This window comes from bacterium, from assembly GCA_035505375.1.
Classification (GTDB): domain Bacteria; phylum Hydrothermota; class Tepidihabitantia; order Tepidihabitantales; family Tepidihabitantaceae; genus UBA2258.
On sequence record DATJQV010000089.1, the window covers coordinates 21712 to 38512 of the forward strand.

Annotated in this window: 12 protein-coding genes; 4 read left to right on the top strand and 8 right to left on the bottom strand. The window is 61.0% G+C overall.

Going from position 1 to position 16801, the window contains the following annotated elements; genetic code table 11:
* Positions 1 to 45: 45 nt before the first annotated feature.
* The 7 genes from lptC to VMH22_15530 all read right to left on the bottom strand — a co-directional run bounded on the left by lptC (position 46) and on the right by VMH22_15530 (position 4942).
* Positions 46 to 609: an LPS export ABC transporter periplasmic protein LptC gene (lptC, locus tag VMH22_15500; GenBank protein ID HTW93094.1), complete on the bottom strand. Its 564-nt coding sequence runs from the start codon at positions 607 to 609 to the stop codon at positions 46 to 48.
* Positions 606 to 1397, bottom strand: coding sequence for a hypothetical protein (locus tag VMH22_15505; GenBank protein HTW93095.1), 792 nt, complete (start codon positions 1395 to 1397; stop codon positions 606 to 608). Before VMH22_15505 ends, lptC begins: the two co-directional genes overlap by 4 nt.
* A complete protein-coding gene (locus tag VMH22_15510; protein ID HTW93096.1) occupies positions 1348 to 2976 on the bottom strand; it encodes a CTP synthase in 1629 nt (542 codons plus the stop codon). The genes VMH22_15505 and VMH22_15510 overlap by 50 nt, the downstream gene beginning before the upstream one ends.
* Positions 2977 to 3059: 83 nt before the next feature.
* A complete protein-coding gene (gene rpmJ / locus VMH22_15515; GenBank protein HTW93097.1) occupies positions 3060 to 3176 on the bottom strand; it encodes a 50S ribosomal protein L36 in 117 nt (38 codons plus the stop codon).
* Between the two features lie 42 nt (positions 3177 to 3218).
* Complete coding sequence (gene infA / locus VMH22_15520; protein ID HTW93098.1) at positions 3219 to 3437, bottom strand: translation initiation factor IF-1; 219 nt, start codon at positions 3435 to 3437, stop codon at positions 3219 to 3221.
* A 56-nt stretch (positions 3438 to 3493) separates the two neighbouring features.
* Entirely contained in the window at positions 3494 to 4258 is a 765-nt protein-coding gene (map, locus tag VMH22_15525; protein HTW93099.1) for a type I methionyl aminopeptidase, read from the bottom strand.
* Positions 4259 to 4294: 36 nt separating this feature from the next.
* Positions 4295 to 4942 carry an adenylate kinase gene (locus VMH22_15530; protein HTW93100.1) on the bottom strand — a complete coding sequence of 216 codons (648 nt, stop codon included), beginning with the start codon at positions 4940 to 4942 and terminating at the stop codon, positions 4295 to 4297.
* A gap of 151 nt (positions 4943 to 5093) precedes the next feature.
* Between VMH22_15530 and VMH22_15535 the strand changes: the two genes are divergently transcribed.
* A complete protein-coding gene (locus tag VMH22_15535) occupies positions 5094 to 8369 on the top strand; it encodes a DUF2723 domain-containing protein (protein HTW93101.1) in 3276 nt (1091 codons plus the stop codon).
* A 96-nt stretch (positions 8370 to 8465) separates the two neighbouring features.
* Here the strand turns inward: VMH22_15535 and VMH22_15540 are convergent, their stop codons facing one another.
* On the bottom strand, positions 8466 to 10133 hold the full coding sequence (locus VMH22_15540; GenBank protein HTW93102.1) for a formate--tetrahydrofolate ligase: 1668 nt from the start codon (positions 10131 to 10133) through the stop codon (positions 8466 to 8468).
* A 596-nt stretch (positions 10134 to 10729) separates the two neighbouring features.
* On the opposite strand from VMH22_15540, the gene VMH22_15545 reads away from it, so the two are divergent.
* The 3 genes from VMH22_15545 (at position 10730) to mfd (ending at position 16798) form a co-directional block, all read left to right on the top strand.
* Complete coding sequence (locus tag VMH22_15545; protein ID HTW93103.1) at positions 10730 to 11470, top strand: hypothetical protein; 741 nt, start codon at positions 10730 to 10732, stop codon at positions 11468 to 11470.
* Positions 11471 to 11667: 197 nt separating this feature from the next.
* Positions 11668 to 13101: a hypothetical protein gene (locus VMH22_15550; GenBank protein ID HTW93104.1), complete on the top strand. Its 1434-nt coding sequence runs from the start codon at positions 11668 to 11670 to the stop codon at positions 13099 to 13101.
* A gap of 589 nt (positions 13102 to 13690) precedes the next feature.
* Positions 13691 to 16798: a transcription-repair coupling factor gene (mfd, locus tag VMH22_15555; GenBank protein ID HTW93105.1), complete on the top strand. Its 3108-nt coding sequence runs from the start codon at positions 13691 to 13693 to the stop codon at positions 16796 to 16798.
* Positions 16799 to 16801 lie beyond the last annotated feature (3 nt).

Consider the following 16801-nt stretch of genomic DNA (forward strand, 5'->3'; position numbering starts at 1 on the left):
CGCCAGAATAGGTCCGACAGGTCCTATTCGCCCCATCACTGCTGCCTACTTTCCGGTCTCGAATTCGTAGTCCGAAGTCCCTCTTACCGGACTCAGAATGTCGATCTTGGTCAACGCGGCATCGGACACCAACCCCTTGCCCTCTACTCTGCCTTTGGGAGTCTCGATCACCAGGTTGGCGTCAGTTCTGACCAGCCGGCGCTGATTGCTCCAGGCGAGAGAATCGGTCACGAGCACCGTGCTGTCTGCGGTCCGCACGACGACATGGCCACGTGCAACCAGGTCTTCGCTCTGTGAGTATATCGAACCTCCGTCCGCCACCAGCGTGGAGTTGATACCACCGGCTTCGCTGTAGAACAACACCCGCACACCGTTCACATCGGTGCGCTGCACCGGGTCGTAGACATACGCCTTCTGTGCTTCCAGGGTGTACAACCGCTTGCCGCTGGAGCTCTCATGCACGGTGAATCCCTCGATTTCCTGGCTGGGCGGCACCGGATTCGGGCCGCAAATCGGCTTGTCGTTGCAGCTGAGCAGGATGCATACCGAGGCTACCAGCACGCCGAACGTCGTCCACTCACGGTCCGACCTTCTGCCTTCTGCCTTCATCCTGCGACTGCCCCCGCTTTGCCCCACGACACCCACTCGTCCGGATGTTGCCGCACCTGATCGAGCAAAGCCCGCACGGCAGCCCGCTCGTCTCCCGGCGGATACACGTCGATTCTAATACGGCCATTCCGTAATCTGGCAAATGCCGGCACTAGCCCCCTGCCCTCCCGTGCCGCCAGCTTGAATCCGATATCCGGCAGCCGCATCCTGACGCCGTCGCACTCAACCCAAGTCTGGTTGCCCTGGCTCGTGTTGTCCAGCATGAACCCGGTAATCGACACCTCACCCCTCGCCCCGCGGATGGCTTGCTTGAGTCCCATGGCAATGGTCACGCCTCCCGATCGACGCAAACCCGACAGCTGCCGGTCCAAGGTACGGTCGCGCTGCTTTCCGACTGCCAGAACGACCCTGCAGCCATTGCGGCTGAATACCTGCGGAAGGTACTCCCACAGTCCGAAATGGAAAGAAGCCATGGTCGCATGCAATTCTCGTTCCAATGCTTGATCACGTAGATTCTCGCCACAAACCACGGCACTGTCAACTAGTGCATCCCCCTTCCGAGTGCCCAATCTCGCCATGGTCGCGATGTTCAAACCAAGGCGCCAGCCATTCCTGACCCAGAACCACCGGCTGTCTTTCCCCGTGATAATGCGCAGGTTACGCCGAATCTCACGGCGGTAGTCGGGCCGCAGTACCAAACATGCCAGTACGATCGTGCGGGAAAGGAATGCCGCTGGCTTATCGGGCAGCGCCCGCACCAGCGCGAGAGCGACGCCGGGCAAACTCATGGCCGGCCTTGATAAACTCGTGGAAAAGCGGATGCGGCTTGAGCGGCCGCGACTTGAACTCCGGATGGAATTGGGTTGCCAGGAAGAAGGGATGACCCTTGAGTTCGACTATCTCCACGAGCCTTCCGTCCGGCGACCTGCCCGTGGCCAGCAACCCGTTCTTCTCCAACTGGGACAGGTACTTGAGGTTGACCTCGTAGCGGTGCCGGTGCCGCTCCTGAATCGACGTCGTGCGGTAGCAGCGGTACGCGAGGCTCCCCTTGCGTATTCGGCAGGGCCACGCGCCGAGCCGCATCGTGCCGCCCTTGCGCCTCACACCGCGCTGGCGCGGCATCATGTATATGACCGGGTAGGGGGTCCGCGGATTGAACTCGGTGGAATTCGCGTTATCCAGGCCGCACTGGCTCCGGGCAGTCTCAATCACCGCCGACTGCAGCCCGACGCAGAGTCCGAGGAATGGCAGCCGGTGCTCGCGGCAGTACTTCACCGCGCAGAGCTTGCCTTCGATTCCGCGCACACCAAAGCCACCCGGCACGACAATGCCGGCCAGACCGGCCAAGCGCTCATCGACCGTTTCCGGGGTGATCTCCTCGGATTCGATCCAGCGGATATTCACCCTCACACCCACGGCGGAAGCCGCGTGGTGCACGGCTTCCACCACCGACTTGTACGCGTCGTGGAGCCTCATGTATTTGCCGCACAGCCCGATCTCAAGCTGCTCAGTTGCCAGCGTTTCATGTTCGATGAAACGTTGCCACGCAACAAGGTCGGGTCTGCGGGTCTTCAGACCCAGGACCTGGCATATGTAGCCGTCGAGGTTCTGGCGATGGAAGACCAGTGGGATCTTGTACACGTTGTCGACATCAACGGCTTCAATGACCGCCTCAGGCCGCACATTGCAGAATAGAGCGATCTTGTCGCGCGACTCCTGTGGCAGGGCGGTCTCGGCACGGCACATGACGACATCGGGCTGAATCCCGAGGTCAAGCAATTCGCGCACCGAATGCTGGGTCGGCTTGGTCTTGTACTCCCCTGCGCTCTTGATGTATGGCACCAATGTCAGGTGGACGTACATGACGTTGTCTCGTCCCTCTTCCAGGGCGAACTGGCGGGCGGCCTCAAGGAAAGGCTGGCCTTCGATGTCACCCACCGTGCCGCCGATCTCGGTTATCACCACGTCGTGGCCCTTCGCCAGCTTGCGGATCCGGTCCTTGATCTCGCCGGTGATGTGCGGCACGACCTGAATGGTCCGGCCAAGATAGGCGCCCTTCCGCTCCCGGTCGATCACCGCGGAGTAGACCTGGCCGGCAGTGACGTTGTTGTCCTGCGAAAGGCTGAGGTCGATGAAACGCTCGTAGTGCCCCAGGTCGAGGTCTGTCTCGGCGCCGTCATCGGTAACGAATACCTCTCCGTGCTGGAACGGGCTCATCGTGCCGGGGTCCACGTTGATGTAGGGGTCGAACTTGAGCGGCACGACATTCAGCCCTCGCGATTTCAGAAGCAGCCCGATTGACGATGTAGCAATGCCCTTACCGAGAGACGAAACGACGCCGCCGGTTACGAAGATGTACTTAGCCACGAAGGTCAAACCTGAAGGATGAACGCTGAGGGATGAACAGCGGATCGGACAACCGAGGCCGTTCCGCCTTCATCCTTCCGCCTTCATCCTTGCCTTTGCTTATGCTTCGGCTCACGCTTGCAGATGATGTGTACTACGCCCTTGCGCTTCACGACGACGCAGTGGGCACAACGTTTCTTTACAGATGCACGGACTTTCACTATCGCTCCTTTTCAGTTCACCGCGGCCGCCGGAGAAAGGCCCTACTTGAACCGATAGATGATGCGGCCACGGGTCAGGTCGTACGGCGAGAACTCCACGGTCACCCGGTCACCGGGCAGAATCCTGATCCAGTGCAACCGCATACGGCCCGAGATGTGGGCGATAACCTGGTGTTTGTTGTCGAGCTCGACCTTGAAAGTCGCGCTGGGCAACGACTCCAGTATCGTCCCCTCAAGCTGTATCAGGTCTTTCTTACTCATTCAGCTCCATTATCCAGCTGCTGCCGGCTTCTGGTTGCTTATCGGACATCTGACAATCATGAACGGCCAATTCCTCGAGTCAATATCTCCGGCTCGCCCTCGGTGACGAGCAGCGTGTGCTCGTAGTGAGCCGAAGGCTTGCGGTCCTTCGCCACAACGGTCCAGCCGTTGCTCAGGGTCTCCACCTCAAACCCGCCCATGTTCACCATCGGCTCAATCGCCAGCGTCATGCCGGCGGCGAGCTTCATCCGGTGCCGCGGGTCGTCGAAGTTCGGCACCGAAGGGTCCTCGTGCAGGTTCGTTCCCACACCGTGCCCGCACAGGTCACGCACCACGGAATAGCCCTGGTCCTCGACGTACGTTTGCACCGCGTGGCCGATATCTGAAACCCGGTTCCCTGCCCTGGCCTGGGCCGCGCCGAGCCAGAACGAATGCTCAGTGGCGGCGACCAGCGCGGCCACCTCCGGCTTGACGTTCCCGACCGCAAACGTTCGTGCACCGTCGGCGATTAACCCGTCCTTGGTCACCCCCACGTCCACCTTCACGATGTCGCCGTCAACCAGCCTTCGATGGTTTGGTATCCCATGCACGACCTCCTCGTTCACCCCGATGCACACCGCTGCCGGGAAACCACGATACCCCAGAAAGGTCGGGTATCCGCCCTGCGCGCGGATGTACTCGTCACAGACCTTCTCGAGATCCCGCAGGGTCTTGCCCGGGCTGACCACCTTGCCGACAGCCTCCAGCGCGCCCGCGACAACGCACCCCGCTGCCCGAATCCCCTCGACCTCGCGAGCCGACTTCAGGTGGACTGGCAGGATAACTCCGCTGGAGCAGCGAACCGGAGAGACGCAGGGCTAGGCAATTAGCTTCAATATCTCCTGGTAGACCAGATCGCGGCCCAACTCACCTGCTACTCGCTTGAGCTTGCCCTGTCTCGAGTAGTGGCTCAGGACCGGCTCGGTCTGCTGGTGATAGGTATCCAGCCGGTCGCGAATTACCGATTCGGTATCATCCTTGCGCTGGTAGAGCTCCCCACCACAATCGTCGCAGACGCCGGCCACCTTCGGCGGCTTGAACGTAAGATTGTATATCTTCGAGCAGTTGCGGCACTGGCGCCGCGAGGTCAGCCGCTTCACCACCTCGTCGTCGGCAAGATCGACCAACACGGCGATGTCGACCTTGCGGCCCTGCTTGCCGAGTACGTTGTCCAGGCCCTCGGCCTGCGGGACCGTGCGCGGGAACCCGTCGAACAGAATCGGCTTGCCGATGTTCTCGGCCAGGAACGCGTTCACCACGTCGAGCACCACGTCGTCCGGAACAAGCTTGCCCGAGGTGACAAATCCCTCGACCCTGGCGCCTACCGGGGTCTTGCGACGGATGAGGTCGCGGAAGACTTCACCGGTCGAGTAATGCACGAAACCGTTCTTCTCCCGCAGGAGCTCAGCCTGCGTGCCTTTGCCGCTGCCCGGCGGACCGATCAGGACGAGGTTAAGTGAATTCATACTGCGGCGAAGTTTAGCAGCTAATGAATGAGTGTCAAGCTGCGGTCGCGGCGGTCGCGCAGATAAGCGCTGCGGCCAGCTTGACCCAGCCAGCTTAGCAGGTATCCTTAGCACCGATGTACCAGTCCGTACCGAACAGGAGTGAATGCGAATGACCGACAGACGCTTGAGGCTTGTCCTGTTTCTGGCCGTTGTGACCATCGTCCTCGGCTACTACGCATATGCGTCGGCGCCGACCAACTCATTCTGGGATTGCAGCGAATTCATCGCTACCGGATACACTCTCGGTATCCCGCACCCGCCATCGACCCCGCTGTTCGTGCAATTGGCCAGGCTCGTGTCGTTTCTGCCCTTCCGGCACGAGATTGCGGGCCGTATCACCCTGATTTCCAGCATGTTCGGCTCGGTCTGCTGCGGGCTCATCTACCTGCTGGTCGTCTACCTGATCGGACTGCAATCATCGACTCCGCGAAAGGAAACGCCGGGAGCACGAGCAGGGATGAACCACGGAAGGGATGAAACAGGAAAGACGGATGACGGAAAACCGGCTTCATCCTTCATCCCTACACTTTCATCCCTTTCCGAGAGTCCGCCGGGCGGGAACCGGATAGACTGGATTCCACACCTCTCCGGGGTCGTCGCCGCGTTGCTCTGCGCCTTCGCGTACTCCTTCATGTTCAACACGGTCGAGGCGATCATCTTCACGCCGGCGGCAACCATTGCCGTTGCGGTCACTTTCCTCGCGGTGCTGTGGTACATCAAGGAAGGCAGACATCAGGGCGATAACCGAATGGTGATCGCGTGCATCTACATCCTGGTCCTTGCCACCGGCGTTCACTTCACGCCGATGATCATCTTCTTTGCCCTGATACCGTTCTTCCTGATTGTCGACCGCCGCTCCGTCATCGACCTGCGCCTGGTCGAGCTGTTCGGGTTCTACATCATCATCCTCACCGTCGGTGTGGTCGCCGGAATCGGGGCCAAGATCATGTGGGGCTTGGCGCTGGCCGTGGTCTTCTACTTCGGGATGAAGATGCTCGAGGGCGCGGAGAAAGACCGACAGGTCTGGATGGCGATGCTGATCTTCGTCGGCATGTTCATGCTCGCCTACTTTGCCGGGGCCACGACCGAAGGCTCAAACGAGGGCGCGCGGAACCTCGTGATGGACAACGTCGTGCTGTTCCTGGCCTCACCGATTGCCGGTCTGATCGACCGAATGTTCGCCAACCTGCCGCTTTTCCTGCTGCTTGTGGCCGGCTATGGATTCTATATCTACTACCTGCACACCCGGAAGAAACTGGACACGCGCTACGCGCTCATCGGCGTGGGGCTCTTCCTCGTGGCGGGTACGGTGCAGCTTTTCCTGCTCATCCGTTCCGGCCTCGCCCCCCACATCAACGAGGTAAACCCTCACCACTGGCAGGCATTCGCCTCATCCTTGCGGCGTGAGCAATACAACGCCATGCGCCTGTTCCCTCGCCAGACGCAGTATCTGAGCGAGAACGACTACCTGAACTACCGGAACGCACCGCCCAACTACGGCCTGCTTGCCGGCTACTTCGAACAGCTCAAGTACTACCTGCGCTACTTCCTCTGGCAATGGGCCGGACGCTTCAACCTCGATTTCTTCGTTACTTCCACGACCATGTTCCTCCAGCCCCTGAAGCTGTTCCCTGCCCTGGTCGGACTGATTCCTCCGCTGCTCGGCATCTGGGGCATCCGCGAACAGTGGCGCCGTGACCACAAGACTGCCGCCCTGTTTGGCGCCGCATTCCTGATTGCCTCGCTGGGGCTCCTGACCTACCTCAACAACAAGTTCTCGCCGTCCGACCCGCGGGCCGCGCTGGTACGCCAGAACTTCCACGAGAACATGTACGTTGAGGTGCGCGAACGTGACTACTTCTACGCCTTCTCGTTCATCTTCTACACGATCCTGGTCGGGATCGGCCTCAACGCCTTCTTCCGCTGGCTGCAACGAGAGGCCCGCGGCTGGTTCCGGACCGGGCCCGGCTCGCCGGCCGTGCGGCTCACCACCTACGGGGCGGGACTGCTGTCCCTCGCCCTCCCGTTCTTTGTCCTGAGCTTCAACATGCCGGTCGTGTCCCGTCACGGCAACTGGATTCCGGCCGAGTACGGCTACAACGTCCTTGCCTCGTGCGAAAACGGCAGTGTCATCTTCACCAACGGCGACAACGACACCTTCCCGCTCTGGATGATACAGGAAGTCCCCTCGACCGTCAGCGACAGCGCCGCCCAGGCCGAGCGCAAGATGCCGGGCTACCCCAGGGACAAGATACCCAAGACCAGGGAGCCGATAACGTACGGATTCCACACCCAGGTCGCGAAAGGCTGGGGCGTGGCCGTGGCGAACCTCTCCCTCCTCAATACGGACTGGTACTGCCGCCAGCTCAAGGCCTGGGGCGCACCGGTCACGCTCACGGACGCTCAGATCGAGGATCTGACCAAGGGCGGGCTGATGAGCAGAGACGGTACGCGCCGTCTCAACCTGGGCGACGTCATGATCCGTGACATGCTCGCGACCAACACGGGCATAAAACTGAGGTGGCCCGACGACTACGCTCTGTCGACCGACCAGTTCCGTGCCCTCGTCTTCAAGAACTACCGGCCCCGGATTCCCATCTACTTCGCCACGACCGTGGACCCCAACTCCGAGCAGGACGTGCGCGGGCACCTTCTCCAGAAGGGCCTCGCGAACCTCGTGGTCGCCGATGATATTCCCCAGGACCAGGAACTTGACGGGCCGGCGACGATGGACATCATATTCCACCGCATGAGAATGAACAGCACGCTCGACCCGCATGTGGTGAAAGACGAAAACACCGTCGGCCTGATGGCCGACTACGCCCGGGCTTTTCTCAGCGCCGCCCAGTACGCTGCCAACGTCGGCGACGCCCAGGCATGCAAGAAGGTGAGCGACTACGCGGTTCGGCTCGGGCTCGACCGCGAACATCAGGCCCAGGTTTACTACCTGACGAGCAAGGACCTTGCCGACGTCGGTGTGGTTGACCAGGCCCAGGCCTATCTCGACTCTGCCAGCAAAATGCTCAAGATGGATCGCTCCACCCAGGCCGCCTTTGCCTGGACCCAGGCCGAAATCTACCGCGCTGCTGGCAAATACGCGGCGGCCGAGAGCATCTACCTCCCGCTCGTGAAGATCGCGCCGGACCTGTACTGGGACTTATCAGAACTGTATCGAATCGGATTCAAGGACAACGTCCGGGCTGAAGCCGCCCTCGATTCGTGGTACAGCAAGACCACTCCTGATTGGCCGAGCACTTCACGGTACATCCAGGCCCTGCTCGGCAACTTCGCCGACCGGCCTCGCGCCCGCCAGGTGCTCGACGCCTGGCTCAAGAAGAACCCGAAGGACACAAGTCAGGCCTCGGCCTTGCGCAAGACAATCTAGCTCGGTAGATCCCCTCGGTCTCAAGCTTGCGGGCTGTCCTGCGACAGCCCGCTTGACTTAACTCGCCCGTGCCTGTGGTTGAGGCTTGAGACTGGTCTATGACAGCCCGGTCAGCTTCCCGTCGTCGGCTATGTCTATCTTGAGCGCGTTGGGCTTCTTGGCCAGCCCCGGCAGCAACTCGATTTCACCCGCCACCGGCACGAGATAGCCGGCTCCGGCGCGGATGTGAATCGCCGAGATGGTTATCTTGAATCCCCCGCACGCACCCACGCATTCCGCGTCATCGGAAAACGAAAGCTGCGTCTTGGCGATACAGACCGGTAGCTTGTCGAACCCAAGCGCATAGACGCGCTTCAGGTCTCGCTCAGCCCGTGGAGTGTAGACCACGCGGTCCGCGCCGTATATCTTCTGCGCCACTGACTCGATCTTGTCCTCGACCCTCGCGGCGCAATCATAGACCGGCTTGTTCTGCCCCGGCCTCTCCTCTATCTGAGTCATTACCGCCCGCGCCAAGTCCTCGCAGCCCTTGCCGCCGTCAGTGAACCCGGTGCTAAGCGTACACGCTACCCCATGCTCGCGGCAGTACCGCTTCACCAGCTCGATGTCATCGTCGGAGTCGGCCTCGAACCGGTTAAGGGCGACCACCGGCTCAAGCCCCAGCGTCCGGCAGTTCTCGATGTGCCGACGCAGGTTCTCGAATCCCCGCCACAGTTCGGTCATCGTGCCTTTCTTCGCGTCCTTGGCCCCGCCCTGGTGCTTCAGCGCCCGGACCGTAGCCACGAGCACGCAGGCCGCGATATTCCAGCCCGCGAGCGGCGCTACGATGTCGACGAACTTCTCCGCACCGAGGTCGGACCCGAACCCGGCCTCGACCACGGTGTATTCTGAAAGACGCAGGGCCGCGTTTATCGAGATGATGCTTGCGGTGCCGTGTGCGATGTTGGCGAACGGCCCGGCGTGGATCAGCGCCGGCGTGTTCTCGGTCGTCTGCACCAGGTTCGGCTTGATTGCGTCTTTCAGCAGCACTGCCATCGCGCCGGTCGCGCCCAAATCGTTCGCGGTAATCGGCTTGTCGTCATAGCTTTGCGCGACGAGAATGCGACTTAGGCGCTGCTTCAGGTCGGCCCGATTCAACGCCAGGGCGAGAATCGCCATAATCTCCGAGGCTGCGGTTATGACGCAACTGTCCTCGCGCGCCGGTCCGTCGGCTCGACCTCCAAGCCCGACTACCATCATCCGCAGCACACGGTCGTTCATGTCTATTGTGCGCGGGAACGCTATTTCCCGGCCGTCAATCCTGAGCGGATTGTCGAAATGGATTGAATTGTCGAGCATCGCCGACAGCAGGTTGTGGGCGGACGTTACAGCGTGGAAATCACCGGTGAAGTGAAGGTTGATGTCCTCCATCGGCAGCACCTGCGAATACCCGCCGCCCGCGGCGCCGCCCTTGATACCGAACACCGGCCCGAGCGACGGCTGGCGCAGCACGGCGATGGACTTCTTGCCAAGCCGGTTGAAAGCCATCGAAAGCCCAACGGACACGGTGGTCTTCCCCTCGCCGTACTTGGTCGGCGTCACCGCCGTAACAAGGACCAGCTTGCCGACCGGCTTGTCCTTCAACTGGTCCAGCAGCTTGACCGAGAGCTTCGCCTTGTAGTTCCCGTTCGGCAGAATCAGATTCGGGTCGGTGATCCCGAGCCCGGCTGCAATCTCAATAATCGGCCTCAACTTCGCCTGCTGCGCAATCTCGATATCACTAAGCACATTTCCTCCACATTCTGGGCAGAGTGGAACTGCAAACTGCCACCTGCAACCTGCAAACAGTGATACTCACTAGATACCAGAAACTGCGCCCACGTCAAGCACGGTCACGAAGTCACCAAGGGTTCGGACTCCGGGTAATCGACAATCTGCAATCGACAATCGAAAATCCCCTCAAGGCTCCCTTGAAAGCTCGCTGGAAAGCTCGCCTCAGAGTTCGCCGGAAAGTACATTGGAATGCATACTCGAAAGCTCACTTCATAGCATCTTCCATTGCTCAACTCAAAGCTCGTCACATCGCATCGCGCATCGCTCATCTCAAAGCTCCGCGCATTGCTTCTCACATCGCTCGCTGCAAAGCTCAGTCGAAAGCTCGCGGCAAAGCACCTCCGAAAGCTCAGTTCAAAGCTCATCTCAAGGCTTGTTTCATGGCTTCTTCGAACGCTCCTCAAAGGGCATGCCCCCAGGCGACCCCTATATGCGGTTTTCCGGGCTTGCACCGGGCCTCAACCGGCGGATAATACAGAAGTTATGTGCCAATCGCGCCTCACGCTATTTGCTCAGTTCTTTTCGGCCTTCTCCGTTCGTCATTGGGACCTATGCGCCCTTTGCTCCTGACGGCGCAGACGGACGCCGTGCTGGCCTTCATCCGCCGAACCGAGTTTCCGCTTTCCGTGTATCGCCGGAGCGCGGCACGAGTCTGGCCGATGGTCAGGGAACAGATCAACCGTCGCATCAGCCAATTCGGCGTGCCCGTGCACGAAATCAACATCTACCGACGGTACACTACCGAGATGCTGAGGACATTCCGCACCAAGACCGGTGAGCCCCTGGCCGCGGCGATCGAGCTATGCATACGCAAGTGGACCAACCTGGGCCTCGCGCCGGAACTCCTCCAGCAACTCCTCTGCGACTGCCACCAGAAGTTTCACGCCGTCGGCCACCAACTGCCGAAGCGCAAGCCGATTGCTCCCGAACCGAGGCTAAGACGCAGACGCAGAACCACCTACGCGCAGGCACTCGGCAAGGGCCGCGTCTCGCGCAGCCCTGCGGCCACGACTGAAGAACAGTCGGCCCGCCATGTAAATGGTATAGCCCGGAACCGGGAGATCAGCCGGAAGCTGGCAGAACTGCTGGTCGCTCGCAAAGTGCCCGGCAAGGAGTTCATCCGCTACAATGCCTTCGCCCAGAAGCTCGGCCGGCTCTCCCGTAAATACGCGGACAAGTCCCTGCAGATGGCCATCGCTGACCTCGTTGACTTGTACGAAGCCAAATCCCTCGACGGCGACACACTCCGCGCCATCGCCGCGGCCCTCTTCGGCATCAATGTCACCTCCTGACCGCCGTTCGTTTCGGTCACTGCAAACTGCCAACTGCAAACTGATCACTCGCTACTGCGTGCGCTTGACTTCCGCCCGCCACTGAACTAGTATCCGTCGATGCAACCAGATGCCCACCCGGCCTTGCCCGAATCGGCGTAGGCAAGATGTCCCCGCGATCCCCAAAGGACTGACCCGTGGGAGTACTGCTTCTTACAATGTTACTGACGACTTACAGCTACGAGTTGGGCACAGTACTGGGTCGACCGGACACCATCAAGCTGCTTGTCTCACCGCAGAAGGTCGTGGAACGCGGCGATACCATCGTTGTGCTCGACGAAGAACGGCCCGCCCATTTGACCGTCAAGCACTACACCCTCGACGGATTCTTCATCAGGGAGCGTCCATACGCCCCCGCCACTGACAGCGGCTTGTTCGCTGGCCTCTGCAGGGCACCGGACTCCGTGGAGGCTCGACGCCTCGCGGGACTCGTTGACGACGAGTTGTACCCGGAGTGGAAGCGAACTGCAGCCGGTCCGGATGGTGCAACGTGGTTGGTCTACTCCTGGATCATGGGCGACGGCGGTGGACTCACCCTGGCCAAGCTGAGCGGAGACGGCGGTAGCGTGGCGGCCTCCGGCTACGGCCCGAGTGAGTTGGATTTCAGAATCGGCTCCATGCGCGACCGCTTGGTGCACGACAGCCGCGACTGGCCGGTCTTCCTCAGCATCGGGCAGAGGTACGTCTACCTGATTGCATCAGATTTCCTTTGGCAGTACGACCAACAGGCCCGTTTCATCCGCAAGGTCGGCATCGATGCCGAAGGCTGCTTCAAGGAACCGGTGGGTATCGCTTTGGGGCCGGATGGAGAGTACGTCACGGATTTCAGACTGGGTCGTGTCTGGCAGCATTCAGCCAAGTACAGGTCGTCTTGGCGTAGACTGCCCGAAGAACACTCCAGTCCCCTGCCTGAACCGGAGAGCCCGACCTACCTCTGCACAGGAGGCGAAGGAAGGGTCTGGGTCACCAATGTCCTCGCTCCAGGACTGCGTCTCCTCGGCTTCCGTAGCTTCCGAGAATTCGCGTTCGGGCGGCAATGGGGAGTCGACCCGGAAGGGCACGACTTCCGCGTTGCCCTGAAGGACAGCCTGCTGGTCTGTCTCGCCTACACCGGTGGTCTGCATCGAGTGTTCATCTACGACACGCTTGGGCGCTTCGTCCGGACGCTAGGCTTTGAATCCAACGAAGAACACAAGGCCGACGCTCTGGTCGGTTTGGATAATACCGGCACCATCTACGGCGAGATGTCGTTTCCGCACCGGATGTTTCGACTCTCGCTCGACGGTGAAGACACGACGTGGCTGCAACTCCCAGACTCGACGCGGGGCCACCAACTCAGTTGGCTCCAGACCTGGCGCGTCGCCGACACGCTCTACGTGCTGGGCCAACGGTTCGTCGGACGCGACAGTCCGCCTGCCCACTGCGTCTTCGTGTTCGTGGCGGACCGGTTCAGCCATATGATAGACGAATCCGAATTCGAGGACGGACTGCGCGGATACTTCACAGACATGGCGATGGACGCGGATGGCGATTTCTGGTTCGTGGACATCTGGGATCGGACCGTCAGAGAGTACCGCCAGAAGCACAACTAGCCCAGCGATTGTCCGCTTGGGTCCCCGCGAGAATCGGGGATTGGCGCTGAGTCTAGCCGTTTCGGACCCGGCATGGAAATTCCCGGCGACATAACAGGAGACTCGGGACGCAGGTCGCTTTCCTTGCCAACAGCGTGAATCGGAGGCCATCAGCCGTCTTAGTGTGCTTGTACCTCTGTGGTGAACTCTGAGCGCGCTTCTGCGCACGCTGCTTGACCAAGCGTAGAATCAAAGTATCATCACCCCAACCAAAGGAGACCCAATGCCTTGCAAGAAGTGTGGCGTGAAGAAGACCGCCAAGAAGACCGCGACTAAGAAGACCAAGAAGTAGCTTCAACGTCAGTCTACCGAGTGGGGGCGCAAGCCCCCTTTTGACTCTGAGAATCAGGATGAGATCTAACCACAAAGTCACGAAGACACCAACGCCAGAACCAGCCGATGTCAGAAGTCAGATGATAGATGCTAGAAGTCAGAAGTGGCAGGCACCCGGACTTCTGCATTCTGCGCTCTGCATTCTGACTTCTGAATTCGTCCGGACCTTTGTGTCTTCGTGTCTTGGTGGTAAAACTCCCCTGTCCGAGTCCGTCTGATGCACGAACTCCTCGCACGTTTCTCCAAATCCGAAGTCCTGCCGATGCTCGCTCAGCGCCTGGCAGCGGGCGCGCACACCGGCATCTCGGGCGTAGTCGGCGCCGCACGTTCGATGCTGGCTGCCGACGTTGCGCAACGGCTCGGCAGAACCGTGGTCCTGGTTCCAGACGACGCACACAATGCGCGCGCTCTGCACCTTGACCTGGAGACCATCGCTCCGGACCTCGACCCGCTTCTCTTCGAACCTGACTCGCCACGCCTGCCCGCCCAGCTCTCAGCACTCGGCTCCGGTCCCGGGGTAATCGTCGCTTCGGCGGAGAGTCTCAATCGTCCGGCCCCGGTTTTCGACAAGGACGCAACTGCATCGTTCGCCCTGGCGCTGAACCAGCAACTGGCTTTGACTGCGCTGGTTGACTGGCTGGAGGAGAACGGGTATGAGCGCACCGACCTCGTGACCGAGCCGGGCGAGTATGCAACGCGCGGCGGCATCGCCGACATCTTTCCAGAAGGAGCCGAAACGCCAACCCGAGTCGAGTTCCTCGGAGATAGCATCGCGTCCATGCGTCGCTTCGACCCGCTGCTCCAACGTTCGGTCTCGCACATTGAAATGGCGTCGGTCCCGACGCGGAAACAGCCGGGACAGTCCGACCAACCAGCGTCAACGTTGCTGCCCCGCGACCTCATTATCATCACCGAAGGCACCGAGTTCGAGGCTCACGCCGTGCTGTTGCTTTCGACCGAACCGGACGCCGAGTTCGTTCTCGGCTGCACTCCCGCGCACAGCTACCTCGGCAACATCGAGTTGCTCCGGACAGAACTAGGAGTAGGAGGTCCACAGATTACACCGATTCAGGAAGATTCTCCTCGGAACGCCCGGAACCCAAGCCAGAATCTGTGGAAATCTGTGGAATCGGTGGATCCTACTTCGGGAGCCGTGTCTGCGGAATCTGCGGATAGAGATTCAGAAATGACCTGGTTCGTTGCCGCCAGCACTGAGAGCCAGCGCGCGCGCCTCTCCTCTATCATCGGTGAAGGGCCTCACTACTTCACCGGCTCCCTGAGCGCCGGGTTCATCTGCCAGCCGCTCGGATTCGGATTGCTGACCGAGCGGGAGATATACGGTACTCCCGTGTTCCATCCGCCTCGCCGACGGTTCAAGGGTCTGCCGATTGACAACATTGTATCCTTGCGGCCGGGCGACTATGTCGTGCACATCGACTACGGCATCGGGACGTTCGAGGGGACGCGGCGGATGACGCACGCGGACGTGGAGAAGGACTACATCGTTGTCCAGTACGCCGGCAACGACAAGGTCTATGTGCCGGTGGAGAACATCGGCCTGCTCGACCGGTACGTCGGCTCCGAGGATGGCGCGCCGGCGCTTGACCGGCTGGGCGGCAGGTCGTGGCTGAATGCCAAGGCCAAGGCCGCTCGCGCCAGTGCCGAGTATGCGGAGGAACTGCTGGAAATTTACGCCCGCCGGGCGACGGCCCGCGGCATCCAGTTCGGACAGGACAACAAGTGGCAGACTGAGCTGGAGGCCTCTTTCCCCTACGAGGAAACTCCGGACCAGCTCAAGGTCTTGGACGAGGTGAAGCGCGACATGGAAGCGCCGCGCCCGATGGACCGGCTCATCTGCGGCGACGTCGGCTACGGCAAGACCGAAATAGCGCTGAGGGCCGCGTTCAAGGCGGCATCAAACCTGAAGCAGGTCGCGGTGCTCGCGCCGACCACGATTCTCTGTTACCAGCACTACGCGACCTTCCGCAAGCGCCTGGCCCGGTTCCCGTTCCGTGTAGAGATGCTTTCGCGGCTGGTCGCACCGGCGACCCAACGCGAAATCCTCACCGGGCTGAAGTCGGGCGTGGTCGACATCGTCGTCGGCACACACCAACTGCTCAACCCCGCCGTCGCGTATCACGATTTGGGCCTGCTGATAATCGACGAGGAACAGAAGTTCGGCGTGAAGCAGAAGGAACGGATCCGCGCTGCCCGAGCCGAGGTCGACGTCCTGACCCTGACCGCGACGCCGATTCCGCGGACGCTCTACATGTCGCTCTCCGGACTTCGGGACATCTCGCAGATGCACACCGCGCCGCCCGGCCGCCGCGAGATCACAACCGAAGTCGCGCCCTGGCACGACCGGCTCATTTGTGACTACGTAACCCGAGAAGTCGCGCGCGGCGGACAGGTTTTCTTCGTCCACAACGAGATCGAGACCATCACGGACGTCGCCGAGCGGATCCAGCGGATACTGCCGGGCGTGCGGTTTTCCATCGCTCACGGCCAGATGTCGGGCAGGCAGATGGCCGACATATACCTTGGGTTCGCGTCCGGCGAGTACCAGATGCTGCTCTCGACCGCGATCATTGAATCCGGTCTCGACCTGCCCAACGTCAACACCATCATCGTCAACCGCGCAGACAAGTTCGGCCTCTCCGACCTGCACCAGTTGCGGGGACGGGTTGGCCGTTCCGAGGCGCAGGCCTATGCCCTGTTCCTGACCCCGGCCCGCCGGGAAATCACCGAGGACGCACGCAAGCGCCTCTCGGCCCTGCTCGCCTACTCCAGGCTCGGGTCCGGCTTCAAGCTGGCGCTCCGCGACATGGAAATCAGGGGCGTGGGCAACCTGCTCGGTACCGAGCAGCACGGCCAAGTCGCGCGGGTCGGGTTCAACCTGTACACCCAGATGCTCAAGGAAGCGGTGGCGAGAATCAAAGGCGAGCCGGTCGTAGTCGAACCCGAACTTAGCCTCGACGTGTCGGCCTACATTCCCAGGGAATACGTATCGGACAGCTTCGAGCGGGTCGCGCTCTACAAGCGGCTGCTTGCGGTCGAGAGCGAACCGGAGCTCGAAGAGCTGCGCGCGGAACTGGTCGACCGGTTCGGCCGCTACCCGGCGCCGGTCGAAACCCTGTTCCTCATAGCGCTCGTGCGGGTCCGCAGCCGACGACTGGGACTGCTCAAGGTAAGTCTGAAGAACCACATCGCGACGATTGTCCGTGCTGACAAGACGGTCACGGCCAAAGGCGGAATCGACGAGCTACTGGACTGGCTCAAGGGAAAGTCCGAACTGCGAACGCCGAACGCCGAAGTCGGACGTTAGCAG